The sequence below is a fragment of the Paraburkholderia sp. CNPSo 3076 genome, assembly GCF_026343935.1.
GTDB lineage: Bacteria > Pseudomonadota > Gammaproteobacteria > Burkholderiales > Burkholderiaceae > Paraburkholderia > Paraburkholderia nodosa.
The window spans coordinates 165,438-191,074 of sequence record NZ_JAPMAL010000017.1; the positions used below are offsets into that span (position 1 = coordinate 165,438).

The window sequence follows — 25,637 nt, forward strand, 5'->3', positions numbered from 1 at the left end:
CGTGCCGGTTCGGCAGGGTCTGGAGCAAAAATCGTTTCTCACAACCGACCGCGCGAGCAAATTCCGCGCGGCAAGCACGCAAGTGCGGAATACCCCGGTGATCTGTCAGGCCAGGAAACCGGCCTGCACACAGCGCGCGGCGAACGGCGGTTCGAAGCGGATCAGGCGTCCTGTTCCGAGCCGAGATCGCGCTGGTACTCGATGCCCTCAGCCCGCGCCCCGCCTTGGTTGTGCTCGCCGTCGGGCGGCACGCCAGGCGCCGCGCGATTCTGGCCTGCGGGGTCCGGCGCGTCCGACTGTTGCGAACTGCTTTTCTCTTGCGAATCGCGCGGGCCACGCTTGCCCGTGTAACGTGCGGAGCGGCGCAAGGCAGGATGTCTCATGTCGATGCCTCCAGCGGGAAGGCGGCCACGCGGCCGTGGCGCTTTTCAATAGTCTAGGGTTCGCCGCGTGAATTCGCCGGTAAAAATGGTGGAGCCTTTGTAACTAGTACATAAAAACCGTCAGGGTCAGCTGATGGCTTCGGCGGGCCGTGCGAGCAGACGCTCACGTGGCGGGCAATGCGCCACGCGAACGATGAAATCGAGAGGAGACCGAAGGGTCGAATCGGAGTCGCGCGTGCGGCACTTCACCCGGTGGCTCTGGCGGATCGCCGATGGGCGGCACATCGGGCTCGCCGGGCTGATCCGGCGGCGGTTCGTCGGGCTGCGGGGTATGCGCGAGCCAGGGCTTCGCGCGGACGGCATCACTGGATTTGCAGCTCGGCATCTTTCGCTCCTCATGATGGACGCGAAACTCACACTGCAAGCGTCGTACCGCCCGTGCGAGCGCACCATGCAGACGCGCTCGCGGATGCTGCTCAGACGCCGGCTACGCGCGCGGGCGCGTCGCCCTTGCCGGCGCTTTCGTTGCCGTACTCCACAAGACGGTTATAGAGCGTCTTCAGGCTGATGCCGAGGATTTCCGCCGCCCGCGTCTTCACGCCGCCGCACTGCTCGAGCGTCGCGAGAATGAGCTGGCGATCGGCGTCGGCGAGCGAGGTGCCGAACGGGATCGTCACCGCCGTGCCGGCAATCGGCTTCGAGAGCGAGATCTGCAGCGGCACCGTCGCCGTGAAATCGCCGTCGTTGCCCGACATGATGTGCGCGCGCTGCACGTAGTTCTTCAGTTCGCGCACGTTGCCGGGCCACGGGTAGGCCGCCAGCATGTCGCGCACCGCCGCGGGAAACTGCTTTTTCGTGCCGTGACGCTCGTTCAGTTCGTCGAGGAACGCCTGGGCGAGCAGCTCGACGTCCTTGCCGCGCTCGCGCAGCGGCGGCAGGCTGATCGGAAACACGTTCAGGCGGTGATAAAGGTCCAGACGCAACTTGCCTTCGGCGACGGCCTGCTCCGGGTCGCGGTTGGTCGCCGCGATCAGGCGCACGTCGGTCTCGATTTCCTTGGTCGTGCCCACGCGCATGAACATGCCGGTCTCGAGCACGCGCAGCAGCTTCACCTGCAGCTCGATCGGCATTTCGGTGATTTCGTCGAGGAACAGCGTGCCGCCGTTGGCGCGCTCGAAATAGCCCTTGTGCTGCCGGTCGGCGCCCGTAAACGAGCCGCGCTCGTGACCGAACATCTCGGACTCGATCAGATTCGGCGAGATCGCGCCGCAGTTCACCGCGAGGAATTCGTGCTTGCGGCGCAAGCTCAGCTGGTGGATGGTCTGCGCGGCCACTTCCTTGCCGGTGCCCGATTCGCCCACCAGCATGACCGAGGCGGGCGTAGGCGCGACCCGGCTGATCTGGTCGTAGACCTCCTGCATGGTCGGCGAATTTCCGAGCATCAGGCCGAAGCGCCCCATGCGGCGCAACTCGCCGCGCAGCGTGCCGATTTCGGCCTTGAGGTCGCCCGCGCGCGGCAGGCGGTTCAGGATCGCCTTCACGCGCTGGAGATTGATCGGCTTGACCAGGTAATCGATCGCGCCGGACTTGAGCGCATCGACGGCCGTCTCGACCGTCGCGTGCCCGGTGATGACCACGAGTTCCACGCCCGAGCGCGGGTCGAGATCCTCGAAAAGGTCGGTGCCACTGCCGTCGGGCAGCTTCAGGTCGGTGAAGACCACGTCCGGCGTCTGCCGCACGAGCTGGATGCGCGCCTCGCGCAGGTCGCCTGCCTGCGCGGTGGTGAGCCCGTCTTCGCTCACCACGGCCGCCAGCGCCTCGCGGGTTTCCGCATCGTCATCGACAATCAATACATGTGGCATCGCGTCTCGTCAGCCTTGATAGGTGAATGGCTCCAAAGCGCGAGCGCCGCGCCCTTCGCAAGCGCGCCGGACAACGTTGCCCGGCACCGCGGAAGTCGCGACGCACGTGATTGCGCTGCAGTGGAGTACGAAACGGTCGGACGCACGCCCAAGACGGCAAAAGCCTCAATATGCGCGGTTTTGCTACATCCAGGCAACAATACCGTCAACCACGGGCCGCCCGAACCTCGATTGTTGTTGATATCACTATTATAGACTCATTCGAGACTAGCGGGCACGGCTCTCGCGTGGCCCGCGCCCCGCCCGCCTAGCTATGCGGAAACGGCCACGGCATGCCAGCCGAGCCATTCGCGCCGTTGACACCATTCGTCATCCGGCCCTTCCTGCCATGTCCCGGTGAGTCCGAGGCACCCCCGGCCATGGCCATTTCCGGGCCCAGTCCGTTGCTGTCCGTGGTATCGGCAAGCGAGCCACCTTCGCCTTCCCAGCGGCTCAGGTCACGATAAAAAGTTTGCCGTTGCATGCGGTGACGCTGCGAGAAACGCCAGGCCAGCATGCCCGCCATGGCGCCAAGCGCGCCGACGGTCACCAGGGTTCCTACCAAACCGCTGCGGTTCTTCGACATGTCGCTCTCTCCCAGATACGCCTCGTCAAAGACGGAAGACGCGAGTTGACTCGAATGACATCGCCCGGGGCGTTGCCGATGCGCCGCCCCTGTCAATGCAGACGGCGCCGGGCGCTTCAAGTTCCGCAGCACGATGCGTGCCACACTCGCTCGCGGTGTGCCTGGACAGGTCCATTGCCCTGTCAGGCGCGGCAGTGGTTAAATGCTTACGCGTGAACGAGATGCCAACCTCGAAGACGCAAATCTCGCGGCCGTCGGAGCGGCAAGTTCCGCACCAGTCCTGGACGGCCAGCCCCGGATCGCAGGGCCTGTTCGCCGATACGCGCAGAAGCATGCCGATGCGCGCAGAAGTGAACGCCCCCACTACCTTTGCAGGACGAACATCCCTATGGCGTCAATCGAGCCGGGCTCGCCCGCCGCCACCAAACGCAACAGCGAAAACAACGGAAATACCGCAGCGGACGCGGATGCGCGCGTCGCGGGACTGCAGTCGTACGGTCTGCTGTACGGCTCGTCGGCCGTCATGCTGGATCTTTATGCGCAGATCGAGCGCGTGGCCGTGACCGAGGCTACGGCGCTCATCGTCGGCGAATCGGGCACGGGCAAGGAACTGATCGCCCGCACGATCCACGCGCACAGCGAACGCCGCGACGGTCCGTTCATCGCGGTCAACTGCGGCGCGATTCCCGACGAGCTGATCGAGGCCGAGTTGTTCGGTCACGAAAAAGGCAGCTTCACGGGCGCCGTGCAGGCGCGCGACGGCCACTTCGAGCACGCGCGCGGCGGCACGCTGTTCCTCGACGAAATCACCGAGATGTCGCTGCTGCATCAGGTGAAGCTGCTACGCGCGCTCGAAACCGGCGAGTACTTTCCGGTAGGCGGCAACGAGGCGATTCGCGGCGACGTGCGCATCATCGCCGCCACCAACCGCGACCCCGTAACGGCCGTGAAGGAAAACTGCCTGCGCGAGGACCTGATGTACCGGCTCGCCGTGTTTCCGCTGCGCGCACCGCCGCTGCGCGAACGTGAGCGCGACCGCGAACTGCTCGCGCAGCATTTCCTGACCGAACTGAACAACCAGGAAGGCTCGCAAAAGGCGTTCAGCAAGCGCGCGCTCGAAACCGTGCGTAACTGGTCGTGGCCCGGCAACGTGCGCGAACTGAAAAACGCCGTGTACCGCGCGTTCATCCTCGCGGAAAAGGTCGTGGAGATCGCGCATCCGCAGCTGGTGCCGCGCGTGAAGAAGCCCGTCACCCAGGGCGACGCCATGAGCGTCTGGATCGGCACACCGCTCGCCGATGCGCAGAAGCAGATCATTCTCGGCACGCTCAAGTATTGCGGTGGCGACAAGCGTCTCGCGGCGCGCACGCTCGGCGTGAGCCTCAAGACGCTCTACAACCGGCTCGGGAGCTACGGCGCCGACGATGGCGAAAGCGAAGCGCCCACCGACCCGGACTCGAACGAAGCCTGATTCCCTTCCCCCGCCTGATTGCGGCACGCTCGTCGCGCGGCGAGGCGCAAGCGGCACGGCAAGCCGATCAAAGATCGGCCTGCCGTGCACGCCCTTTTGCAATTTCTTGCACTTTACCTATCCCCGTAAGCAATTCCGTGCTGCACAATCCGCAGCACGTTAAGTAAGCAAAACATGCTGGATATCCGCGCAATGCGGCGCCATCCCGCTAGCGGCAGGGAATCATCATGCAAGAACGAAGTGCTCGGGCGCGCGTTGCGCCATCGGTGTCAGCGGCGGTCATGGAATCGATTGCCGGCGGGCCCCCGCTCCCTTGCACTCATCCTCGCTGGCGACGCGTCATGTCGCTCACGCTGCTCGCCACGGTGGCGAGCCTCGCGTGCTCGGCCTGCAGCTCGCTCTACTCCGAAGGCGCACAAACGGGCGCCGGTATCGCCGGCGCGGCAGTCGCCTCGAAAGTCACGAGCAACGCCGCCGTGGCGACCGGCATCGGCCTCGGCGCCGTGGCCGCGGCGAAGGCCGGCGTGCAGTACTCCGAGCGCGTCGTCCACACCAACACCCAGAACAGCATCGCCCGCGCGGCGGGCCCGCTCGAAGTCGGCGCGGTCGCGCCATGGTCGATCACGCACTCGTTCCCGATCGAGGACGACGAGCACGGCCGCGTCACGGTGAGCCGCACGATCAGCAGCGGTGCGCTCGACTGCAAGGAGATCGTCTTCTCCGTCGATCACGAGGCCACCAAGGACAAGGCCGCCTCGAGCGCCTTCTTCGTCGCTTCGGTGTGCCGTGACGGCGACAACTGGAAGTGGGCCTCGGCCGAACCCGCCACGGCGCGTTGGGGTGCGCTGCAATGAATGGCATGAATGCGCGCGCGAAGCGCGCACGGCACGTTGCAAAGGATGCATCGACGGCTCGCCCCGTGAAGCTCATCGCACTGGCCGCGCTCTGCGCGGGCATCGCGCTCGCGGCGAGCGGCTGCTCGTCGATCGGCGCGGCGAGCGGCGCCGCTGCGGCGGCGGCCACCGGCATCGTCACGGCGAATCCTGCCGTGGGCATCGGCGTGGGCATTGCCGTGCAGGCGGCCACCGACGAAGCCGTCGGCCGCTTCATGAAGAGCATGCACGCGGACCAGCAGGCGCTGATCGCCAGGACGGCCGGGCGCCTGCCCGTGGGCGGCATGGACATCTGGCGCATCAAGCACGAGTTGCCCGTGGAGAACGGCCACGGCCAGGTGCGCGTGACGCGCGCGTTCGCCAACGCCCTCACGCTCTGCAAGGACTTCGTGTTCTCGGTGCAGGACGGCGAGAAAGCCGACGCGCCCGAGCAGTGGTTCACCGCGAGCGCCTGTCAGGACCAGTCGGGCTGGAAGTGGGCCACGGCCGAGCCTGCGGTGGAGCGCTGGGGCACGCTGCAATAGCGCGCCTTATCCGCAAACGAAAAACGGTCGCCGGGTGAACTCACCCCCGCGACCGTTTTTTATGCCTGGTGAACCGCGCGCCGCTCAGGACTCCACGTCTTCGAGACTGAAGATTTCCGACTGGTCGTTGTACGAGAAGATCTCGCCATAACGGCCCCAGTCGATCACGGTGTCGAGCGTTTCTTCCGCCGCGCCGTCGGAGAGAAAGTCCTCGAGTTCCTGCTCGAAACGCACGCGCGGCGCGCGATGGCCCGGCCGCTCGTTGAGCACCTTCTTGATCCGCGCCGCGAGCGGCACGTGGCGCAGCAGATGTTCGGCGAACATCATCTTGCGCTCCTGCGTGCCGAACTCCGCGAACACGCGCGCGGGCGGCGTGAGGAGCACGTCGCCTTCGCGCACGTCGGCGAAACCGAGGTTCTGCAGCACTTCGGCGATCGGGAACAGGTCGTCCACTTCCAGATGCAGCGAGCGCGCAATTTCCGGCATGTCGGCGCGGCCGTGATACGGCGCCATCGCGAGCGTTTCGATCAGACCTGCCATCAGGTTGGTCGACACGCGCGGCAGCCAGCTGCCGAGCTCCAGCCCCTTCTTGGTGGTTTCGTCGGTCTGGCGCGCGGTCATCTTCGCGTAGATGTCGTCCACGAGCTTGCGGAACACCGGGTCGAGACGGTTGCGCGGATGCTTGAACGGCACCTTGATCTCGGCCACCACGCGACCCGGATTCGACGAGAGCACGAGAATGCGGTCGCACATGAACACCGCTTCCTCGATGTTGTGCGTGACGATCAGAATCGACTTGATCGGCAAGCGGCCTTGCGTCCACAGGTCGAGCAGATCGGTACGCAGTGTTTCGGCGGTCAGCACGTCGAGCGCGGAGAACGGCTCGTCCATCAGCATGAGATTGGGATCGACCACGAGCGCACGCGCGAAACCCACGCGCTGGCGCATGCCGCCCGAAAGCTCACGCGGATACGCGTTTTCGAAGCCGTCCAGACCGATCAGGTCGATGGCCGCCAGCGCCCGCTCGCGCCGCTCGCGTGCGCCCACGCCCTGCGCTTCGAGGCCCGCTTCCACGTTCTGCAGCACCGTGAGCCACGGGAACAACGCGAAGGTCTGGAACACCATCGCCACACCTTCGGCCGGCCCTTCGAGCGGCTTGCCGCGCCAGGTGACGTCGCCGGAGGTCGGCGAGATCAGGCCCGCGATGATGCGCAACAGCGTGGACTTGCCCGAGCCCGAACGACCCAGCAGCCCGACGATCTCGCCTTCTCGCAGCTGGAGGTTGGCGTCGTCGAGCACGAGCAGCTCGCCCTGGGACTTGTTGAAGCCCCGGCACACGTCCTTCACGTTCAGAATTTCTTCGCCGAGGCGCGGCGGGTTCGGGGCCGTCTGCACATCGCCGTGCGCGGCGCTCAGCGTCTTGGGATTTTGCATCGCGTTACCTTCGATCATTCGTTGTTCGATCAGTCGAGCCGCAGACGGGACTCGGCATACGTGTAGAGCGGGCGCCACAGGAGGCGGTTGAACAGCGTGACGAAGAGCGACATCACGGCGATGCCGAGAATGATCTTCGGGTAATCGCCGGCCGCCGTCACTTGCGCGATGTAGGCGCCCAGGCCGTGCGCGACGACTTTCGTGTCGCCCCACTGCACGAACTCCGCGACGATACTCGCGTTCCACGCGCCGCCCGAGGCCGTGATGGCGCCGGTCACGTAATACGGGAAAATGCCCGGCAGCATAGCCTGACGCCACCACTGCCAGCCACGAATATGGAAGTTCTTCGCCGCTTCCTTGTAGTCGTTCGGATAGGCGGTGGCCCCTGCAATCACGTTGAACAGGATATACCACTGGGTGCCGAGGACGATCAGCGGCGACAGCCAGATGTCAGGGTTGAGGTGAAAGCGCACGATCACGATCACGAACACCGGGAACAACAGGTTCGCCGGGAACGCCGCGAGGAACTGCGCGAGCGGCTGCACCTTCTCGGCGAGCGCCGGGCGCAGGCCGATCAGCACGCCGAGCGGCACCCAGATCACCGAAGCGATGGCGATCAACAAGATCACGCGAAAGAGCGTGATGAAGCCGAGACCGAGCACGTGCCACACTTCGTCGAGCGTCACGCCCGTGCGCACGAAGGTCACCACGCGCCACACCACGAACACGGTCAATGCGATCACGAGCACGGCCCACACGGCGTCGCCGATGCGTGCGCGCGAGCCGGCGCGGCCGCGCGCCACGGGCGCCGCGAACGTCACGTTCGGAAACGACGGCAGCTGGATCGGCATGCGCGCAGCCTTGGCGAAGAGCCAGCCGAGCGGCACGAGCAGTTGATGAATGAGATGGGTGCGGCGAATCAGGTCGAGCAGCCACGATTCCGGGGCGTCGCCCGAACTCGTGTTCTCCATGCGGAACTTGTCGGCCCACGCCACGAGCGGGCGGAACAGGAGCTGGTCGTAGGCGAGAATGACCACGATCATCGCGAGAATCACCCAGCCCACGGCGTGCAGGTTCTTTTCCGCGATCGCCTGAGCCAGATACGCGCCGACACCCGGCAGCGTGATCGTGTTGTTGCCCACCGTGATCGCTTCGGAGGCCACCACGAAGAACCAGCCGCCCGACATCGACATCATCATGTTCCAGATGAGGCCTGGCATCGAGAACGGCACTTCGAGCTTCCAGAAGCGCTGCCATGCGGTCAGGTGGAACCCGCGCGAGACCTCATCCAGATCGCGCGGCACCGTACGCAGCGACTGGTAGAAGCTGAAGGTCATGTTCCACGCCTGGCTCGTGAAGATCGCGAAGATCGCCGCGAGCTCGGCCCCCAGCACGCGCGAGGGAAACAGCGCGAGAAAGAACGTGACCGTGAACGAGATATAGCCGAGCACCGGCACCGACTGCAGGATGTCGAGAATCGGCACGAGCACCTGGCCCGCGCGCCGGCTCTTCGCCGCGAGTGTGCCGTACACGAGCGTGAAAATGAGCGACGCCACCATCGCCGCGAGCATGCGCAGCGTGGTGCGCATGGCGTACTCGGGCAGGTTCGCGGGATCGAGCGAGATGGGCTGCGCCTTCAACGTCGCGATGGGCGCCATCGTTTCGTGAAAGCCCACGGCTGCCATCGCGATCAGGCCGATCATCAGCGGGAACGCCACGAAGTCCCAGCGGTTCGGCAGCACGCGCCACGCCGAGGCGTTGGCCGTGCGGTTCAGGTTGAAGCTGAACTCCATTCAGACGCCCTCCGCGCCGGGTTTCAGAAAGGCGGACGACATAGCGTGCGTGCCGCCGGACAGGCGTTGCAGATGCTGCGGGGATGGCGGATCGACAAAGGCAAGGCGCATGGACACAGAATTTCGTTGGCGTTGATGACACGGCGACGATGCCGCGGTGGTACGCACCGCCCGCGCAGTTGCAACTGGCGGCGGGCGACTGGACTTGCCTCGACTGAAACGGCACGACACTACTACAACCTTCATGACACTCACAACCGCGTCCGGTACGCCGCGAAAACCAGACCACACGGGCTTTCTCGGCGCTTTCGCCGGCCTTCTGGAGAGCTTCCAGAACGCGCCGCGAACGGCTTGTGCACGTCATCGTGATGACACATCGATGACGCCTTGATGACACAACGACGCCGCGTCTGACTCCGCTCCTGCCTCATTCAGGCCGCCAACGCCAGTGGGCGTCGCTTGCGCGCCACACGCTGGCTCACGCGTGAACCCCGCGCACGAAACCGCTCTGTCCGCACTTACGCCCCCTCCACTCCGCTCATCGCCGCGTATCGCCGTGCTGACGGCATGCGGCTTGCATGTTAGCGATCCACGCTCGCGCCGCCGCCCGCTCGCGCCGCCTCGCAACGCCGCGCTGACGCTTCGAGAGCGGGCTCGCCAGCCCCGTTCGAGGGGTAAAATCGACACGCTCCGTCGGTGGCGCACCGACGCCCACGGGCGCCGATACCCACGCCTCAATACCACTCACGAACCAGAAGGCCGATGAACAGGAGACTCTTGCGTCAGGCAGCCGGACCCCTCGGGGTCGTGGTGGTCGCGCTCGTCTGCTGGGCGGCGGCCGACTGGCTCGCGGACCGCATGGTCCGCCAGGAGTTCGCGGCCGCGCTCGCCGCACAGCGCCAGATGATGCGCTCGGTCGTGGACAACATGGCCGAAGTGATCGCCAGCGACCTCGCCATGTCGCGCGCCATTCCGGCGACGATGGCAGAGACCCGCGTCGTCCAGCAGGCGCTTACCGAGGCCGCGCATTATGCCGCGTCGAGCGATTCGACGGAACTGGCGCGGCGCAAGGAGCTGCAAGGCGTGCCGGCGCTCGCCGGGGTCGACCGCTTTCTCCACGACGCCCAAGGCTTCTCCGGGCTCGATGCGATCTGGCTCGTCAACGCCAACGGCATCTGCATCGCCTCGAGCAATGCGCTCGAAAAAATCTCCTACGTCGGCGTGGACATGCGTCCGCGCGCGTATCTGAACGACACGCTGCTCGGGGCGTTCTCCGAAGCCTACGGCGTGGGCACGGCAAGCGGCGAGCCCGGCATTTTCGTCGCGGCGCCCGCCTATGACGACGGCCTGCTGGTCGGCGCCGTGGTCGCGAAGGTCAGCATCGCGCGGCTGCGCCACTGGGTGACCCACCCGGGCACCTTCGTCGCGGACAACAATGGCGTCATCATCATGGCCCACGACAGCGCGCTCGAAGGACGCGCCTTGCCGGGCTCGCACGTCGCCGAAATGAACGCGGTGGACCGCGTGAACACCTATCTGCGCGAGCGCTTCGCGCCGCTCGAGCTGGGCCCGGCATCGCAAACCGCGTTGAGCGAAGCGCCGTGGATCCCCCGCGCCGACGCCGCGCAAATGATCGCGTTGCCGGGCCAACGCGCGCCAGCCCTCTACGAACAGCGCGGCGGCCTGAACTCCGGGCTCTCGGCGCATCTCGTGGATCCGGTCAATGCGTGGTCCGAGCTGATCGCGAACCATCAGCGCGACCGGCTTCTCATTTTCCTCACGCTCGCGGGCACGGCGGCGCTCGCGGCGGTGATCTCGGTCTCGTGGGTGCGCGAGCGGCGTCTGCACCATGCGAGCCGCGATCTCGCCGGGCAGCTGCAGGCCGCGAACGCCCTGCTCGCCGCCGAGGCGCGCCACGACGCGCTGACCGGCGCGCTCTCGCGGCGCTACTTCCTCGACCTGCTGCGCCGCGAGATCGACGCGGCCTACGCCGCAGGCAAACCGCTGTGCATGGCGATTGCCGACCTCGACTACTTCAAGCAGATCAACGACCGCTTCGGCCACCCGGCGGGCGACCGCGCGCTACAGCATTTCGTGGAGACCTGTCGCGCCGAACTGCGCGCCGACGACGCCGTCGGCCGTCTGGGCGGCGAGGAGTTCGGCATCCTGCTGCCCGCGACCTCGCTCGCCACGGGCCTCGCCGTGCTCGACCGCCTGCGCGAGCAGGTGGGCAAACGCATTTGCGCGGAACTGCCCGAGGAAGCGAGCGTGAGCGTGAGCATCGGCGTGACGGAACTTGCGGCCGCGCAGGATCAGCCCGAGCGTCTGATGAGCCGTGCCGACCTCGCGCTCTACATGGCGAAGGCGGCAGGGCGCGACCGTTGCGAGGCCATGACGGCCGAGGGCGTCGTGCCGCCGCGCGCCGCGGCGCCGACCTGGTGAGCGCGCAACGAGCTTGCGCAGTCGATCACACGAGGGATGCCCGTACCAGGCTGCGGGGCTCACCCGGCTCAACCGGCGAGGCGCGGTATCATGGGATGAACGGTGCGCGCCAGTCCATACGGTGCGCATGACTCAAACGGCGCCACTTCGGTGTTCCGCACAAATCTGGAGGCATGCATGAAGGGAAATCTGGTCATTGTCTGCCGCGATCAGGATGCGCTCGCGTTCGACCAGTTGATGGTCGAGTACGGCGCGTTCCAGACGCGCCTGTCATCGACCGCGTGGTACCTGAAACTCGACGCCACGCCCGAGCTGATTCAGGAAGAGATTCTTGCCCGCCTCGGCAAGTACACCACGCACTACATCTTCGAGGCCGACACCGTGACCTACAACACGGTGGACAACGAGGCCGCCGCCGCGCTCGACACGCTCTTCACGGCCTGAGCGGCTGCGCGCAACCTGACCTGACTGAACCTGGCGTCGCTCTGGCGGCGCCTTCGGGCCGAACGTCCGGTCCAACCTCGTCAATACCACCTCAGTACCACGTCAAGCCCATCCGGCCATGCCCCACCTGTTCCGTGCGGGCTCCCGCCAAGGCAATTCCAACGCGATTTACCAGATCTGCGCCGCTTCGGTTACGGTGCGCTCCACCACGTCGAACGCAAACGTCATGCGCACCGCGAGCCCGCCGCTCTCGCCGTTGCCGATCGAGAGCTCGCCGCCCGCGCGGCGCACGAGCCGCTCGACGATCGCGAGGCCGAGGCCGCTGTGGCCGTTGCCGCCGCGCGCAGGGTCGAGGCGCACGAACGGCCGGCTCGCCTGCGTCAGATCCTGGTCGGGGATGCCCTTGCCGTGGTCGCGCACAGTGAGCGAGAAACCCGTCGGGCCGCGCTCGCTCTCGATCACGACGGGCGGTGCGCCGTACGCATGCGCGTTGTCGAGCAGGTTCGAGACCACGCGCTCGAGCGTGGCCGCGGGCAGACGAAACTCCGGACCCGCGCGCAGATGCGTTTCGATCGCAATCGCCTCGCCGCTCGCCGTGCGGTGGTTGCGCGCGATGCGCTCGCACTGGTCGTCGACCTCGACGGGCTCGCTGCGATCGGCGCCGTCGTGCGCGAACACAAGAAACTGGTCGACGATGTGCGCCATCGACTCGACGTCGCGCACCACGCCGTCGCGCACCTTTTGCTCGTCCATCATTTCGGCGCGCAGCCGCAGCCGGGCAAGCGGCGTCTTGAGATCGTGCGCGACGCCCGCCAGCATGACGGCACGGTCTTTCTCGGTGCGCTCGACTTCCTTGACCATCTGGTTGAAACCCAGCGTGAGCTGACGCAGCTCGCGCGGCCCGCGTTCGGGCACGGGCGGCACGGGCTCGCCGCGGCCAAAGCGCCCGACAGCCTGCGCGAGCGCACTCAGCGGCTGTTGCAGCATCCACGCGGCCACGAGCGCAGCGATCACGGCGGTGCCGAAAATAGTGATGACCCAGGGCAGAAACTTGTCGAGCGGCCGCATGATGCGCAGCGGCTGGCCCGGCAGGACGATCCAGCGGGCGTCCTGCGGCCCGCGCACCCAAAGCGTGGGCGGCCCGCCGGGCGGCCCGACGCGCACATCGGTGCCGGGCGGCATGCGCTCGCGCACGTCGTCGATGAAACGGCGCAGCGGTTCGGGCATGCGTTCGGTGACCGGCGGCACGGCGGGACTCGCCGGATCGACGAGTTGCACGCGCGACGGCAGCGGCTGGTCGGGCTCGCGCTCGACGTGCTGGCGCACCGCGTCGACGAGGAAGCTCGCTTCCTCGACGGCGTAGCGCGTTTGCATCTGATTGTGTTCGACGCGCATGAGCGTGAACCAGGCGACGTGCGACACCAGCAGAACGCCGATGAAGATGACCGCGAGGCGCCCGAACAGCGAATCAACCGGCCGGCGCATGGTTGCCCTGCTCGCCGTCGGGAACGAACACGTAGCCGCGCCCGCGTACGGTCTGAATAAAGCGCGGCGTGGACGGGTCGCTTTCGAGAATGCGCCGCAGACGCCACACCTGCACGTCGATGCCGCGGTCGGTGCCGTCGTACTCGGGACCGTGCAGCAGTTCCAGCAGGCGCTCGCGCGTCAGCGTGCGCATGGGGTGGTTCACGAAAATCTTCAGGAGCGCGAACTCGCTGCCCGACAGCATGATGGGCTTGCCTTCCTGCTGCAGCGTGCGCGACTGGAAGTCGAGCGTGAAGCGGCCGAACGCGTACGGCTCGCGCTGCTCGGGCGCCGCCGCCGAAGGCACCGTGCGGCGCCGGCGCAGCACGGCCTGCACGCGCGCGAGCAGCTCGCGCGGGTTGAACGGCTTGCCGAGATAGTCGTCCGCGCCGAGTTCGAGGCCGACGATGCGGTCCACGTCGTCCGCGCGCGCCGTGAGCATGATGACGGGGATGTCGTCGCCGGCTGCGCGCAGCTTGCGCAGCGCGGTCAGGCCGTCCACGCCCGGCATCATCAGGTCGAGCACGATCAGGTCCGGGCGCTCGCGCTCGAGCCGCCGCTCCAGCGAGCCGGCGTCGTGCAGCACCGAGACTTCCATGCCCTGGCGCGCGAGATAGTCGCGCAGGAGGTCGCGTAGTTCGAGGTCGTCGTCGACGACAAGGATTTGAGTAGCCATGGGATGAAGTGTAACGCGCGCGCACGGGCCGTTTGCTTACAGCTCTTCCATCTGGGTTACGAGGTGTTACCACGAAAGGCGCGTGTAATGTCGCGTAATCTCGGCGGGCCGCCGCGTAACACGCGCTGCCTGCCGGGTCGATACGCTAGGGACACCGGTTGCGAGCGCCACCACTTTCCAGGGCGCCGCGCCAGACCGGATAAAACCCTCATGGATTTGTCAGGAGCATCACCATGTACAAGACGACTTCGCGCCTTCTCGCCATCGCCGCTGCCTCGCTCGCGCTCACCGTGGGCGCCACCGCCGCCAACGCCCAGACCCCGCCGCCCCCGGGCGGTCCCGACATGATGCACGGCGGTCCGGGCATGCATGGCGGCCCCGGCATGCACGGCGACTTCATGCTTGGCTTCAAGAATCTGCACGACAAGCTGAACCTGAACGCCGCGCAGGAAAAGCAGTGGCAGGCCGCGCTCGACACGATGAAGCAGAACGGACAGGCCATGCGCAAGAATCATGAACAGATGAAGCAGCAGTTCGATTCGATGAAGAACCAGCCGATCCTCGACCTGAACGCCATGCACACGGCGCACGAGCAGGTCGAGCAGCAGAACCAGCAGCTGCGCGAGCAAACCACGCAAGCGTGGCTCGCTTTCTACAACGGCCTGAACGACCAGCAGAAGACGACCGTGAGCACGGCGATCAAGGAGCGCTTCGCGAAGATGGAGCAGCGCCACGAGCAGATGCATGAGCGCTGGGAGCAGCACCACAAGGGCGGCGCTTCGGCACCGGCCGCGCAGCAGTAATCGCGCAACACACGTGACAAAGCGCCGCGGGATTCGCACCCCGCGGCGCTTTTTTCATGGCGCGGACAACCGCCGGCCGCCTTCGGCCAAAGGCTTAGGCGAGATCGAACAGCAGCACTTCGGCCGCTGCGCCCCTCGCGAGCGCGACGCCCGCCTCGGCCTCGATCATCGCGGCATCGCCGGCTTCGAGGCGCTGACCGTTCACGTCCAGCGCGCCGCGCGCAACATGCAGATAGACGCGCCGCCCGGCGGGCACCGCATACTCGACGCGCTCCTCGCCGTCGACAAGGGCCGCATAGATCGAGGCATCCGACTGCACGGTCACCGAGCCGTCGCGCCCGTCGGGCGAGGCGACGAGGCGCAGCCGCCCGCGCTTGTCGGCGTCATCGAAACGCTTTTCCTCGTAGCCGGGCGCCCCGCCCCGCTCGCGCGGCAGCAGCCAGATCTGCAGCAGGTGCGCTTCCTCTTCCTTCGAGCCGTTGAACTCGCTGTGCATCACGCCGGTGCCGGCGCTCATGCGCTGCACGTCGCCGGGGCGGATGGTCGAGCCGTTGCCCATGCTGTCGCGGTGCGCGAGCGCGCCGGAAAGCACATAGGTCACGATCTCCATGTCGCGGTGGCCGTGCGCGCCGAAGCCCTGGCCGCCCGCGATACGGTCGTCGTTGAGCACCCGCAGCGCACCGTAGTGCATGTGCGCTTCGTCGAAATAGTCAGCAAACGAAAAGCTGTGGTACGAGTCGAGCCAGCCGTGGTTGGCGTGGCCGCGTTCGTCGGCGCGTCGGATAGTCAGCATGGCAATCTCCGGTCAATCATGTCGATATCACAAGGTAAGGGCGGCGGCCCGCTTGCACAATCCGCAGCGGCGCACCGCATCGTTTCGCCAGCAAGATCAATGGGCTGCGCCGCCAGCGTCGCCCTGCGTCAGACCCGCACGGTCTCCGGCTTCGGGTAAAATACCGCGCTTTTCGGCCAGCGCGAGCCTGATGCCTCGGGATGAACACCCAGTGGCGGCTACCCCGCCCCGCCAGCGCGCGCTGCCACCGGGGCCGGAGCGCGTCGCGCTTTCCGACCCGCATTTTTGATCGCCTAGAATGGCGGCCAACGGCCACGAGCCGGTCCGCCTTGCGTCGGTCGCGCGCCCCTTACCGCGCCGCGCCACCCGTATCAGTCGTGCATGGGACGGAGTCAGTGCTAAAAAAGCACTCGCTCCGGCTCGACAGGAGAATGATGAAGAAGTTTGCAGTGTGCGTGGCGCTCGCCCTGATCGCGGGCAGCGCCGCCGCCAAAGAGTGGAAAACCGTGCGCATCGGCGTGGACGCCAGCTATGCGCCGTTCGAATCCAAAGCGCCGAACGGACAGATCGTCGGCTTCGATGTCGACCTCACGAAAGCCCTGTGCGCGCGCATGAACGTGAAGTGCGTCTGGGTCGAGAACGACCTCGACGGCATTATCCCCGCGCTCAAGGCCCGCAAGTTCGACGCGATCGTGTCGTCGCTGACCATCACGCCGCAGCGCGCCCAGAGAATCGACTACTCCGCGAAGATGTTCGATGCGCCCGCACGCATGCTCGCGCGCACGGGCTCGCCGCTTCTGCCCACGCCGGCTTCGCTCAAGGGCAAGAACGTGGGCGTCGAGCAGGGCTCGACCCAGGAAGCGTACGCAAAGGTGCACTGGGCGCCGCAGGGCGTGAACGTGATCTCGTACCAGAATCAGGATCAGGTCTACCAGGATCTGATCGCCGGGCGCCTCGACGCCACGCTGCAAGACGAGGTCCAGGCGGATTTCGGCTTCCTGAAAACGCCGCGCGGCAAGGGCTTCGCGTGGGCGGGCCCGGAAGTGGAAGACCCGGCGACGATCGGCGACGGCACCGCGATCGGTCTGCGCAAGGACGATGCCGAACTCAAGGCAAAGTTCAACACGGCGCTGGCCGCGATTCATGCCGACGGCACGTTCGAAAAGATCGCGAAGCAGTACTTCGACTTCGATATCTACAAAGGCAAGTGAACGGGAAAGCACACGCAGGCAAATAAACAACGAGACACCACCGCTCGCGCCTCGCGCCACGACACATCAAAAGCCCCGGGGGCTCCCCGATAGACCGCCACCGGGCTTCGTATACAGTCACAGGCGCGCTCACGAGCGCAATCGCATCGGCCGCGCGCGACCAGGCTAAAAACCGCGCGGCCATGAACGGATTTGAACCGCGGCAGAAAAGCGCCGCGCCTTTCGCGGTGTGAGAAGCGCACCGTCAAGGACTTGCCCATGTTTCTTCAAGGCTACGGCCCGCTGATCCTCGCCGGCACCTGGCAGACCGTCAAGCTCGCCGTGCTGTCGCTCGCGCTCTCGTTCGTGCTCGGGCTGATCGGCGCGGCGGCCAAGCTCTCCAAAAACCGCGTCGCGCACGGCGCCGGCACGCTCTACACCACGCTCATTCGCGGCGTGCCCGATCTCGTGCTCATGCTGCTGCTCTTCTACAGCATCCAGATCTGGCTGAACAACCTCACCGACATGCTCGGCTGGGATCAGATCGACATCAATCCGTTCCTCGCGGGCGTGGTCGTGCTCGGCTTCATCTATGGCGCGTACTTCACTGAGACGTTCCGCGGCGCGTTCCTCGCCGTGCCGCGCGGCCAGCTCGAAGCGGGCCACGCCTACGGCATGACGGGCTGGCAGGTGTTCACGCGCATCATGTTCCCGCAGATGATGCGCTTCGCGCTGCCCGGCATCGGCAACAACTGGCAGGTGCTCGTGAAGTCCACGGCGCTCGTCTCGATCATCGGCCTCGCCGACGTCGTGAAGGCAAGCCAGGACGCCGGCAAGGGCACGCTGCGTTTCTTCTTCTTCACGCTGCTCGCCGGCGCGATCTATCTCGTCATCACCACGGTCTCCAACTTCGTGCTGATGTATCTCGACAAGCGCTACTCCACCGGTGTGCGCAAGGCGGATCTCTGAATCGCGCGAGGCCAAGACCATGCAAGACTTTGTCCAACTGATCCAGCAATACTGGCGCAACTATCTCTACTCCGACGGCTACCATTTCAGCGGCGTGGCCATCACGCTGTGGCTGCTCGTCATCTCGATCGGGCTCGGCTTCTGCCTCTCGGTGCCTCTCGCCGTGGCCCGCGTGTCGAAGAAGAAGTGGCTCGCCGGGCTCGTGTGGCTCTACACGTACATCTTCCGCGGCACGCCGCTCTACGTGCAGCTCCTGCTGTGCTACACGGGCCTCTACAGCCTCGAGATCGTGCGCAACCACGAACTGACGAGCGCGTTCTTCAGAAGCGGCATGAACTGCACGCTGCTGGCGTTCACGCTCAACACCTGCGCGTACACCACCGAAATCTTCGCGGGCGCGATCAAGGCCACGCCCTATGGCGAGATCGAGGCCGCACGCGCTTATGGCATGTCGCAATTCACGCTGTACCGGCGCGTGATCCTGCCTTCGGCGCTGCGCCGCGCCCTGCCCTACTACAGCAACGAAGTCATTCTGATGCTGCACGCAACGACCGTGGCCTTCACGGCCACCGTGCCGGACATCCTGAAGATCGCGCGCGACGTGAACTCGGCGACGTATCAGTCGTTCGGCGCGTTCGGCATCGCCGCGCTGTTGTACCTGATCATTTCTTTCACGCTCGTGTGGCTGTTCCGCCGCGCGGAGCGGCGCTGGCTCGCATACCTGCGACCGCAAGGCAAGTGAGCCCGCGAGGGCGTGTTTAAAGGTCAATTGATGAATTCCCAGAAGCAGAAGCTGTTCGTCGACTCCATCCACAAGAAGTACGGCGACAACGAAGTCCTCAAGGGCGTGTCCCTGAAAGCCAATGCCGGCGACGTGATCAGCGTGATCGGCTCGTCCGGATCGGGCAAGAGCACGATGCTGCGTTGCATCAACTTCCTCGAGCAGCCCAACGCCGGGCGCATCGTGGTGGATGGCGAGGAAGTCGCCACGCGCGCGGACAAGCGCACGGGCGCACTTCACCCCGCCGACGCGAAGCAGCTCCAGCGCGTGCGCACCAAGCTCGCCATGGTGTTCCAGCACTTCAACCTCTGGTCGCACATGTCGGTGCTCGAGAACGTGATCGAGGCGCCCGTGCACGTGCTGGGCTTGTCGCGCAAGGAAGCCGAAGATCGCGCGCGCACCTATCTGGAGAAGGTCGGTCTCGCGCCGCGCGTGGAGAAGCAATACCCCTCGCACCTCTCGGGCGGTCAGCAGCAGCGTGTGGCGATTGCCCGCGCGCTCGCCATGCACCCCGACGTCATGCTGTTCGACGAGCCCACTTCGGCGCTCGACCCCGAGCTCGTGGGCGAAGTGCTCAAGGTCATGCAGAAGCTCGCCGAGGAAGGCCGCACGATGATCGTGGTCACACACGAAATGGGTTTCGCGCGCAACGTTTCGAACCACGTCATGTTCCTGCACAAGGGGCTCGTGGAAGAGGAAGGCCAGCCGGCCGAGGTCTTCGCCAATCCGAAGAGCGAGCGCCTGCGCCAGTTCCTTTCGGGCAGCCTCAAGTAAGACGACTCGCAGGGTCGCCGCCTTTCGGCGATGTAGTAAAAGTAGTTTTACAAGGCGCTTACAGCGCCTTTTCTTTTTGGGTCTTTCACCCTCGAAAAGCCGGCTGTTTATGTCTAAAAACAGCGTTTTTCGCATTACTCCTTGTGAAATCTCCCGTCAATAGTGGCAATCCTGAACTCAGCCGTTCGATTGACGTGAGTCCCTTGTCCCGCAAGGTTTTCGATCTGTTTGTAGTACCTCTCTGACCACCATCCAGGAAGACCATATTGCAATTTGACGACATCCCGGGGTGCGAGCACGAATTAGTTCGCCAGCGCGGACCTTTTTTGCTAAATTAGTAACCAAAGTAGCAAAACAAAGTTCATTAAAAGTAGTTTCACTTCAAAAAGAACGGGAGATGCCAGTCAACCAGGGGACCTGCAAGACGACCCAGCCCGGGTCATGCAGCGGCACCAGCCCGTACGCCGGTCCTCGGGGTAATTCTCCCTTACGCGACGATTTCTGTTCGCAGCGCCGCCAAGCGCACGGACGTCTTTCGCAGTACTAAGGTTGACTCTTTGACAGGGTATGGAGGAGAAGATGAAGAAAGCTTTGCTCGCCGCAGCATTGATGTCGGCTGGCGTGATCGCGCATGCACAAAGCAGCGTCACGCTCTACGGCCGCCTGGACATGGGTGTGGCGTATATGAACGGCATTGGTGCCGGCAGCGGCGCAAATGGTCAAGCCACCCACGGCTCCAGCCAGGTTCAGCTCGAAAGCGGCTACTGGGGCACCAGCCTCTGGGGCATGAAGGGCGTTGAAGACATCGGTGGAGGCAACAAGGTTCTGTTCCACCTGGAAGGCAGCTTCAGCACCGCGAACGGCTCGCTCGGCTCGGCCGGCTCGCTCTGGAATCGCTGGGCAACTATCGGTGTAGCGAACGACCAGTTCGGTACGCTGCTCGCTGGCCGCATGCTGTTCATCTCCAACGGCATTTGGGACTTCGACCCGTTCGGTCAGTCGAACTGGTCGTCGGCTTCGATGGTCCGTGGCCGCAACTGGCCGCAATCGAGCAACAACATTTCGTACCAGTCGCCAAACTGGTACGGCTTTGACGTGTACGGCCAGTACGCGTTCTCGAACGCGACGAACTGGAACGGCAACAACACGACGCCGTCGGGTCGCGAAGCTGGCCTGCAACTGACCTACACGAGCTCGTTGTTCCAGATCCGCGGCCTGTATGATGAAATCCGCAATCCGAACAATGGTCAGCTCGGCGGCCTGTACAACGCGCTGGACGGCAGCACGAAGACGCCGCTCTCCACCTCACAAGGTAACGGCAACGGCGTATTCGCTTATTCGCGCGATTACATGGCCATGTTCAACCTGTTCCTCGGCGCGTTCAAGGTTCAGGGCGGCTACGAAGCCATCCGCTCGTCGGGCATGAATCCGGGCATCATCGGCCAGCCGACCACGCTCGATCACGAGTGGGGCGGTGTGACGTGGCAAATGACGCCGGCTGCGGCGCTGATCGCAGCGGTCTACCACGTGAACGCGAACAACGGTGGCGGCAACGCCACGCTGTACACGATCGGCGGCTCGTACAACCTGTCCAAGCGCACGCTGCTCGACATCCAGGCAGGCACGGTGCAGAACAGCAAGACGGCCAACTTCGGCCTGAACGCCAATAACTTCGGTACGGCTGCAAGCACGGGCAACCCGGTTCCGGGCCACAGCCAGGTTGGCGTGTACGCAGGTATCCAGCACTCGTTCTAATTTGAAGCGAGTGTAGAAAGAACAGCTACATCGACGTTTTCACGCTGCTGCGAGAGGCGCGTATCGGTGCGATGTCCGAAAGGGTATCGCACCGTTTTTTATGCTGGGGACGGGCCGCGCGAGCGGCGCCGTCCCCTTTTCTATTGATGCATCAGGTGCTTCGTGTACCTCGGGGACCGGCAGTGCAAAGCGCGCAGCCTCAAACCGCCGCTTCGTTTTCCTCGCCCGTGCGGATGCGGATCACGCGCTCCACGTCGGTCACGAAGATCTTGCCGTCGCCGATCTTGCCGGTGCGCGCCGCGCCAATGATCGCGTCGATTACCTGGTCGGCCTGGTCGCTCGCGACCACCACCTCGATCTTCACTTTCGGCAGGAAGTCGACCACGTATTCGGCGCCGCGGTAAAGCTCCGTGTGGCCCTTCTGGCGGCCGAAGCCCTTGACCTCGGTGACGGTCAGGCCCGTGAGGCCCACTTCGGCGAGCGCCTCGCGCACTTCGTCGAGCTTGAACGGTTTGATCACGGCAGTAATGCGTTTCATGGCGAACCTCGTCTCGTTATCGGATTTGTCGGAAATTTCGGAACCTATCGGGATTCTACGCTGTGCAGCCTCGGCTCACGCCGAGGGCTTGCCCGCAGGCGCCGCGCTCGCCACGCCCGCTTCATCGGGCACGCGCTCCAGATCGGCGAGCCAGACCACCGACTCCGAATCGCTTGGCGCGCGCCAGTCGCCGCGCGGCGACAGCGAGCCGCCCGAGCCGACCTTCGGCGCATTCGGAATGCAGGTGCGCTTGAACTGGCTCTGGCGGAAGAAGCGGTCGAGGAAAATGCGCAGATTGCGCTTGATCGACGCGAGATCGTACTGATTGCGTGCGACCTTCGCGTTCTCGGGCCACGCGCCCGCCTCGCGCTCACCCCACGCGTGGCGCGCGAGGAACGCGACCTTCGAAGGCGCGAAGCCAAAGCGCAGCGTGTAGTAGAGGTTGAAGTCCTGCAGCTCGTAGGGGCCGATCGTGCTTTCGGTTTTCTGCTCGGGCGCGCCATCGGACTTGCCGGGGATCAGCTCCGGGCTGATGTCGGTGGCGAGAATCGCTTCGAGCACGTCGCGGCCGCTCTCCCCGTTCTGGCCAATCTGGCCCGTTTCGGCCACCCAGCGCACGAGGTGCGTGATGAGCGTTTTCGGCACGCTCGCATTCACGTTGTAGTGCGACATGTGATCGCCCACCCCGTAGGTGCACCAGCCGAGCGCAAGCTCGGAGAGATCGCCCGTGCCGATCACGATCGCGTGATTGAAGTTGGCGAGGCGGAACAGGTGATTCGTGCGCTCGCCGGCCTGCACGTTTTCGAAAGTGATGTCGTAGCTTTCCTTGCCTTCCGAGTACGGATGGCCGAGGTCTTCGAGCATCTGCATGCAGCTCTGGCGAATATCGATTTCGCGCGCCGTGCAGCCCACGAGCGCCATCAGTTCGCGCGCCTGGCGCAGCGTGCGCTCGCTCGTGGCAAACCCAGGCATGGTGTACGCGAGGATGTTCGCGCGCGGCAGCCCGAGGCGATCCATCGCCTTCGCGCATACGAGCAGCGCATGCGTGGAGTCGAGCCCGCCCGAGACGCCAATCACCACCTTCTTGATGCCCGCCTGCGAAAGCCGCTGCACGAGCGCCTGCACCTGGATGTTGTAGACCTCGTTGCAGCGCTCGTCGCGCCGCTTCGGATCGGCCGGCACATAAGGGAAGCGCTCCACGCGGCGCGAGAGCGCGAGCGTTTCGCGCTGCCATGCGCCCTCGCCCGCCAGCTCGCACGAAATCACGCGAAACTTCGCGACTTCATCGGCGTGGCGGCGGATCGAATCGCCGAACGTGGTCTGGCGGATGCGCTCCTGCTGCAGCCGCGCGAGATCGACATCGGCGAAGATGAGGTGCGAGTCGTCGGAGAAGCGCTCCGATTGCGCGAGCAGCTCGCCGTTTTCGCACACGAGCGCGTGGCCGTCCCAGGCCATGTCGGTGGTCGATTCACCCTTGCCCGCCGAGGTGTACAGATACGCGGCGAGACAGCGCGCGGACTGTTGGGACACCAGTTGCTGCCGGTAGCCCGCCTTGCCCACCACGACGTTCGAAGCCGAAAGATTGACGAGCACCGAAGCGCCCGCGAGCGCCGCGAACGACGACGGCGGAATCGGCACCCAGACGTCCTCGCAGATCTCCACGTGAAAACGCAGACCCGCGACCTGCGGCACCTCGAACAGCAGGGACGCGCCGAACGGCACGTCCGCGCCGGCGAGGCGCACGGTGTCGGTGCTCGCACTATCGGCGGCGCTGAACTGGCGCGGCTCGTAGAATTCGCCGTAGTTCGGCAGGAAGCTCTTTGGCACGACGCCCGCCACACGCCCGCCCGCCACGACCGCTGCGCAGTTGAAGAGCGAATGCCCCGCGCGCACCGGCAGCCCGACGATCATCACGAGCGGCAGCGCCGCCGACGCTTCCACGATCTGCGCGAGCGAGCGCTCGCAGGCGTCGAGCAATGCTTGCTGATGGAACAGGTCGTCGCAGGTATAGGCCGAAAGCCCAAGCTCGGGGAACGCGACGAGCGCCGCGCCCTGCGCGGCGGCCGCGCGCGCGAGCGCGAGCGTCTCGCTGGCGTTGAATGCGGGATCGGCCACACGGCAGCGCGGCACGCCCACGGCCACGCGCGCAAAGCCGTGCGTATAGAGATTGAAGAAGCGCTCTTTCATTTCGATAACCTTGAGGCGGGCGCGCTGCGCACGAAAGCGCGCGCTCTGACGTTCGGGCTGCTTGATGCCGCATTGAAACCGCTCGATGCTGCCTGGCTGACGCCGCTGCACGAAGCGCGGCGGTCCTCACCCCGCTCGGGACGTTTGCTTTACCATGACCGTTTGCCGCGGCAGGCGCTGCTGAAACACCCAAGCCGCATCCCACGCCAACGGGCACGCATGAAACAGGAACATTTCGATTATCGCACGGGCATCCTCGGCTCACTGTCCGAGGTCGACGCCGCCGAATGGAACGCGCTGCTCGCACGCCAGGCGCAGCCTACGCCCTTTTTGCGCCACGAATTCCTCGCGGCGCTCGACGCCACGCGCTGCACCACGCCGAACGAGGGCTGGGCGGCGCAATTCGTCACGCTCACCGACACGCGCACGGGCCGCCTCGCCGCCGCTGCGCCCGTGTATCTCAAGGGCCACTCGTACGGCGAGTACGTGTTCGACTGGGCCTGGGCCGACGCATACAAGCGCAACGGCCTCGAGTACTACCCGAAACTCCTGTGCGCCGTGCCGTTCACGCCGGTCCAAGGCACACGTCTGATCGCCGCCGACACAACCGCGCGCCGCCATCTGGCCGCGACGCTGCTCGCCTTCGCCGAGCAGGCCGACGTCTCGTCGCTGCACGTGCTCTTCCCGACCGCCGAAGACGCAGAGGCGCTGACCGGCCTCGGCATGATGCAGCGCGAAGGCGTGCAGTTTCACTGGCTCAACGACGGCTATCGCGACTTCGACGATTTCCTCTCGACTCTCGAACAGAAGAAGCGCAAGAACATCCGCGCCGAACGGCGCAAGGTGCACGAGGCGGGCGTGACGATGCGGCGCGTGCGCGGCGAGGACATCAGCGACACCGAGTGGCGCTTTTTCAGCCGCTGCTACCGGCAAACCTACCGCGAGCATTTCTCTTCGCCGTACCTGAATCTCGACTTCTTCCGCATGATCGGCGAAACGATGCCGGAGAATCTGCTGCTCGTGATCGCCGAGCGCGAAGGCAAGCCGATCGCGAGTTCGCTCGTGGTCTGGCAGCGCGGTGAGAACGGTCGAGGCGGCACGCTCTATGGCCGCTACTGGGGCGCGCTCGAACACGTGCCCTGCCTGCACTTCGAGACCGCGTATTATCAGCCGCTCGAATTCTGCATCGAAGAAAAGCTCGACGTGTTCGAAGGCGGCGCGCAAGGCGAACACAAGATGGCGCGCGGTTTCCTGCCCACCGCCACGCGCTCGGCGCACTGGCTCGCCCATCCCGCGTTCTCCGATGCCGTCGCGCGCTTTCTCGAAAGCGAGACGAACCACATTCACGCCTACATGCACGAGCTCAATGAGCGCAATCCTTTTCGAGCGTGACTCAGCCGTAAAACTCGCGCGGTGCGTGCCCTGAGACACGCTCGCCCATAACGATCATCGCTTCCAGAACTATGCCGTGGTTCCTCTACATGCTCGAATGCGCCGACGGCAGCGTCTACACGGGCATCGCCATTGACGTCGCCGCCCGCTTCGCCCAGCACGCGAGCGGCACGGGCGCGCGTTACACGCGCTCGGCGCACTGGCTCGCCCATCCCGCGTTCTCCGATGCCGTCGCGCGCTTTCTCGAAAGCGAGACGAACCACATTCACGCCTACATGCACGAGCTCAATGAGCGCAATCCTTTTCGAGCGTGACTCAGCCGTAAAACTCGCGCGGTGCGTGCCCTGAGACACGCTCGCCCATAACGATCATCGCTTCCAGAAC

24 protein-coding genes are annotated in these 25,637 nt (G+C 65.4%); 13 read left to right on the forward strand and 11 right to left on the reverse strand.

The genetic code is table 11. The features are described 5' to 3' along the window. Positions 1–161: 161 nt before the first annotated feature. The 4 genes from M3A49_RS21100 to M3A49_RS21115 form a co-directional block, all read right to left on the reverse strand. Positions 162–383: a hypothetical protein gene (locus M3A49_RS21100; protein ID WP_266230687.1), complete on the reverse strand. Its 222-nt coding sequence runs from the start codon at positions 381–383 to the stop codon at positions 162–164. Positions 384–546: 163 nt separating this feature from the next. After that, positions 547–768: a hypothetical protein gene (locus M3A49_RS21105; protein ID WP_266230688.1), complete on the reverse strand. Its 222-nt coding sequence runs from the start codon at positions 766–768 to the stop codon at positions 547–549. A 91-nt stretch (positions 769–859) separates the two neighbouring features. Continuing rightward, positions 860–2,245 (reverse strand): sigma-54-dependent transcriptional regulator, encoded by a 1,386-nt coding sequence (locus M3A49_RS21110; RefSeq protein ID WP_133181918.1) that lies wholly within the window; start codon positions 2,243–2,245, stop codon positions 860–862. 307 nt (positions 2,246–2,552) lie between these two features. Beyond that, complete coding sequence (locus M3A49_RS21115; protein ID WP_254355779.1) at positions 2,553–2,870, reverse strand: hypothetical protein; 318 nt, start codon at positions 2,868–2,870, stop codon at positions 2,553–2,555. A 388-nt stretch (positions 2,871–3,258) separates the two neighbouring features. Between M3A49_RS21115 and M3A49_RS21120 the strand changes: the two genes are divergently transcribed. The 3 genes from M3A49_RS21120 to M3A49_RS21130 all read left to right on the forward strand — a co-directional run bounded on the left by M3A49_RS21120 (position 3,259) and on the right by M3A49_RS21130 (position 5,758). Continuing rightward, positions 3,259–4,341, forward strand: coding sequence for a sigma-54 interaction domain-containing protein (locus M3A49_RS21120; RefSeq protein ID WP_254355778.1), 1,083 nt, complete (start codon positions 3,259–3,261; stop codon positions 4,339–4,341). 341 nt (positions 4,342–4,682) lie between these two features. Then, positions 4,683–5,195, forward strand: a complete 513-nt coding sequence (locus M3A49_RS21125; protein WP_254355777.1) for a hypothetical protein — start codon at positions 4,683–4,685, stop codon at positions 5,193–5,195. A gap of 5 nt (positions 5,196–5,200) precedes the next feature. Beyond that, the gene (locus tag M3A49_RS21130; RefSeq protein WP_266230705.1) at positions 5,201–5,758 is read left to right on the forward strand and encodes a hypothetical protein; all 558 of its coding nucleotides are present in this window, start codon (positions 5,201–5,203) and stop codon (positions 5,756–5,758) included. An 84-nt stretch (positions 5,759–5,842) separates the two neighbouring features. Here M3A49_RS21130 and M3A49_RS21135 read toward each other — a convergent pair whose 3' ends face one another. After that, the gene (locus M3A49_RS21135; RefSeq protein WP_028205789.1) at positions 5,843–7,192 is read right to left on the reverse strand and encodes an AAA-associated domain-containing protein; all 1,350 of its coding nucleotides are present in this window, start codon (positions 7,190–7,192) and stop codon (positions 5,843–5,845) included. A 29-nt stretch (positions 7,193–7,221) separates the two neighbouring features. Further along, a complete protein-coding gene (locus tag M3A49_RS21140; RefSeq protein ID WP_266230689.1) occupies positions 7,222–8,985 on the reverse strand; it encodes an ABC transporter permease in 1,764 nt (587 codons plus the stop codon). A gap of 762 nt (positions 8,986–9,747) precedes the next feature. Here M3A49_RS21140 and M3A49_RS21145 point away from each other — a divergent pair. Both M3A49_RS21145 and M3A49_RS21150 read left to right on the forward strand, forming a co-directional pair. Continuing rightward, complete coding sequence (locus M3A49_RS21145; RefSeq protein WP_266230690.1) at positions 9,748–11,427, forward strand: sensor domain-containing diguanylate cyclase; 1,680 nt, start codon at positions 9,748–9,750, stop codon at positions 11,425–11,427. 177 nt (positions 11,428–11,604) lie between these two features. Continuing rightward, positions 11,605–11,871 carry a hypothetical protein gene (locus tag M3A49_RS21150; protein ID WP_028207711.1) on the forward strand — a complete coding sequence of 89 codons (267 nt, stop codon included), beginning with the start codon at positions 11,605–11,607 and terminating at the stop codon, positions 11,869–11,871. Positions 11,872–12,039: 168 nt separating this feature from the next. Here the strand turns inward: M3A49_RS21150 and M3A49_RS21155 are convergent, their stop codons facing one another. Further along, a complete protein-coding gene (locus M3A49_RS21155; RefSeq protein ID WP_266230691.1) occupies positions 12,040–13,356 on the reverse strand; it encodes an ATP-binding protein in 1,317 nt (438 codons plus the stop codon). Further along, on the reverse strand, positions 13,340–14,071 hold the full coding sequence (locus M3A49_RS21160; protein WP_028207713.1) for a response regulator: 732 nt from the start codon (positions 14,069–14,071) through the stop codon (positions 13,340–13,342). Before M3A49_RS21160 ends, M3A49_RS21155 begins: the two co-directional genes overlap by 17 nt. A 233-nt stretch (positions 14,072–14,304) precedes the next feature. Here M3A49_RS21160 and M3A49_RS21165 point away from each other — a divergent pair, with 233 nt between their 5' ends. Further along, positions 14,305–14,874, forward strand: a complete 570-nt coding sequence (locus M3A49_RS21165) for a periplasmic heavy metal sensor (RefSeq protein ID WP_266230692.1) — start codon at positions 14,305–14,307, stop codon at positions 14,872–14,874. 94 nt (positions 14,875–14,968) lie between these two features. Here M3A49_RS21165 and M3A49_RS21170 read toward each other — a convergent pair whose 3' ends face one another. Further along, positions 14,969–15,667 (reverse strand): pirin family protein, encoded by a 699-nt coding sequence (locus tag M3A49_RS21170; protein WP_042271642.1) that lies wholly within the window; start codon positions 15,665–15,667, stop codon positions 14,969–14,971. A 434-nt stretch (positions 15,668–16,101) separates the two neighbouring features. Here M3A49_RS21170 and M3A49_RS21175 point away from each other — a divergent pair, with 434 nt between their 5' ends. The 5 genes from M3A49_RS21175 to M3A49_RS21195 all read left to right on the forward strand — a co-directional run bounded on the left by M3A49_RS21175 (position 16,102) and on the right by M3A49_RS21195 (position 21,136). Further along, entirely contained in the window at positions 16,102–16,878 is a 777-nt protein-coding gene (locus M3A49_RS21175) for an ABC transporter substrate-binding protein (RefSeq protein WP_266230693.1), read from the forward strand. A 258-nt stretch (positions 16,879–17,136) separates the two neighbouring features. Then, a complete protein-coding gene (locus M3A49_RS21180; RefSeq protein ID WP_266230694.1) occupies positions 17,137–17,826 on the forward strand; it encodes an ABC transporter permease in 690 nt (229 codons plus the stop codon). Positions 17,827–17,845: 19 nt separating this feature from the next. Then, positions 17,846–18,568 carry an ABC transporter permease gene (locus M3A49_RS21185; RefSeq protein ID WP_133181897.1) on the forward strand — a complete coding sequence of 241 codons (723 nt, stop codon included), beginning with the start codon at positions 17,846–17,848 and terminating at the stop codon, positions 18,566–18,568. A gap of 30 nt (positions 18,569–18,598) precedes the next feature. Next, positions 18,599–19,381: an ABC transporter ATP-binding protein gene (locus M3A49_RS21190; RefSeq protein ID WP_266230695.1), complete on the forward strand. Its 783-nt coding sequence runs from the start codon at positions 18,599–18,601 to the stop codon at positions 19,379–19,381. Positions 19,382–19,960: 579 nt separating this feature from the next. Next, positions 19,961–21,136, forward strand: a complete 1,176-nt coding sequence (locus M3A49_RS21195) for a porin (RefSeq protein WP_254355771.1) — start codon at positions 19,961–19,963, stop codon at positions 21,134–21,136. 199 nt (positions 21,137–21,335) lie between these two features. Here M3A49_RS21195 and M3A49_RS21200 read toward each other — a convergent pair whose 3' ends face one another. Together M3A49_RS21200 and M3A49_RS21205 are read right to left on the reverse strand one after the other, a co-directional pair. Next, complete coding sequence (locus tag M3A49_RS21200; RefSeq protein ID WP_028207721.1) at positions 21,336–21,674, reverse strand: P-II family nitrogen regulator; 339 nt, start codon at positions 21,672–21,674, stop codon at positions 21,336–21,338. A gap of 75 nt (positions 21,675–21,749) precedes the next feature. Next, positions 21,750–23,861, reverse strand: a complete 2,112-nt coding sequence (locus M3A49_RS21205) for an NAD(+) synthase (protein ID WP_266230706.1) — start codon at positions 23,859–23,861, stop codon at positions 21,750–21,752. Between the two features lie 219 nt (positions 23,862–24,080). Between M3A49_RS21205 and M3A49_RS21210 the strand changes: the two genes are divergently transcribed. Together M3A49_RS21210 and M3A49_RS21215 are read left to right on the forward strand one after the other, a co-directional pair. Next, positions 24,081–25,253 (forward strand): GNAT family N-acetyltransferase, encoded by a 1,173-nt coding sequence (locus tag M3A49_RS21210; RefSeq protein ID WP_266230696.1) that lies wholly within the window; start codon positions 24,081–24,083, stop codon positions 25,251–25,253. 89 nt (positions 25,254–25,342) lie between these two features. Beyond that, positions 25,343–25,567 carry a peptidogalycan biosysnthesis protein gene (locus tag M3A49_RS21215; RefSeq protein ID WP_323183236.1) on the forward strand — a complete coding sequence of 75 codons (225 nt, stop codon included), beginning with the start codon at positions 25,343–25,345 and terminating at the stop codon, positions 25,565–25,567. Positions 25,568–25,637: the final 70 nt, after the last annotated feature.

Bases quoted from the DNA above. Each gene is read 5' to 3' on its own strand.
- M3A49_RS21100 (WP_266230687.1), bottom strand. From the start codon at position 383: ATGAGACATCCTGCCTTGCGCCGCTCCGCACGTTACACGGGCAAGCGT.
- M3A49_RS21105 (WP_266230688.1), bottom strand. From the start codon at position 768: ATGCCGAGCTGCAAATCCAGTGATGCCGTCCGCGCGAAGCCCTGGCTC.
- M3A49_RS21110 (WP_133181918.1), bottom strand. From the start codon at position 2,245: ATGCCACATGTATTGATTGTCGATGACGATGCGGAAACCCGCGAGGCG.
- M3A49_RS21115 (WP_254355779.1), bottom strand. From the start codon at position 2,870: ATGTCGAAGAACCGCAGCGGTTTGGTAGGAACCCTGGTGACCGTCGGC.
- M3A49_RS21120 (WP_254355778.1), top strand. From the start codon at position 3,259: ATGGCGTCAATCGAGCCGGGCTCGCCCGCCGCCACCAAACGCAACAGC.
- M3A49_RS21125 (WP_254355777.1), top strand. From the start codon at position 4,683: ATGTCGCTCACGCTGCTCGCCACGGTGGCGAGCCTCGCGTGCTCGGCC.
- M3A49_RS21130 (WP_266230705.1), top strand. From the start codon at position 5,201: ATGAATGCGCGCGCGAAGCGCGCACGGCACGTTGCAAAGGATGCATCG.
- M3A49_RS21135 (WP_028205789.1), bottom strand. From the start codon at position 7,192: ATGCAAAATCCCAAGACGCTGAGCGCCGCGCACGGCGATGTGCAGACG.
- M3A49_RS21140 (WP_266230689.1), bottom strand. From the start codon at position 8,985: ATGGAGTTCAGCTTCAACCTGAACCGCACGGCCAACGCCTCGGCGTGG.
- M3A49_RS21145 (WP_266230690.1), top strand. From the start codon at position 9,748: ATGAACAGGAGACTCTTGCGTCAGGCAGCCGGACCCCTCGGGGTCGTG.
- M3A49_RS21150 (WP_028207711.1), top strand. From the start codon at position 11,605: ATGAAGGGAAATCTGGTCATTGTCTGCCGCGATCAGGATGCGCTCGCG.
- M3A49_RS21155 (WP_266230691.1), bottom strand. From the start codon at position 13,356: ATGCGCCGGCCGGTTGATTCGCTGTTCGGGCGCCTCGCGGTCATCTTC.
- M3A49_RS21160 (WP_028207713.1), bottom strand. From the start codon at position 14,071: ATGGCTACTCAAATCCTTGTCGTCGACGACGACCTCGAACTACGCGAC.
- M3A49_RS21165 (WP_266230692.1), top strand. From the start codon at position 14,305: ATGTACAAGACGACTTCGCGCCTTCTCGCCATCGCCGCTGCCTCGCTC.
- M3A49_RS21170 (WP_042271642.1), bottom strand. From the start codon at position 15,667: ATGCTGACTATCCGACGCGCCGACGAACGCGGCCACGCCAACCACGGC.
- M3A49_RS21175 (WP_266230693.1), top strand. From the start codon at position 16,102: ATGAAGAAGTTTGCAGTGTGCGTGGCGCTCGCCCTGATCGCGGGCAGC.
- M3A49_RS21180 (WP_266230694.1), top strand. From the start codon at position 17,137: ATGTTTCTTCAAGGCTACGGCCCGCTGATCCTCGCCGGCACCTGGCAG.
- M3A49_RS21185 (WP_133181897.1), top strand. From the start codon at position 17,846: ATGCAAGACTTTGTCCAACTGATCCAGCAATACTGGCGCAACTATCTC.
- M3A49_RS21190 (WP_266230695.1), top strand. From the start codon at position 18,599: ATGAATTCCCAGAAGCAGAAGCTGTTCGTCGACTCCATCCACAAGAAG.
- M3A49_RS21195 (WP_254355771.1), top strand. From the start codon at position 19,961: ATGAAGAAAGCTTTGCTCGCCGCAGCATTGATGTCGGCTGGCGTGATC.
- M3A49_RS21200 (WP_028207721.1), bottom strand. From the start codon at position 21,674: ATGAAACGCATTACTGCCGTGATCAAACCGTTCAAGCTCGACGAAGTG.
- M3A49_RS21205 (WP_266230706.1), bottom strand. From the start codon at position 23,861: ATGAAAGAGCGCTTCTTCAATCTCTATACGCACGGCTTTGCGCGCGTG.
- M3A49_RS21210 (WP_266230696.1), top strand. From the start codon at position 24,081: ATGAAACAGGAACATTTCGATTATCGCACGGGCATCCTCGGCTCACTG.
- M3A49_RS21215 (WP_323183236.1), top strand. From the start codon at position 25,343: ATGCTCGAATGCGCCGACGGCAGCGTCTACACGGGCATCGCCATTGAC.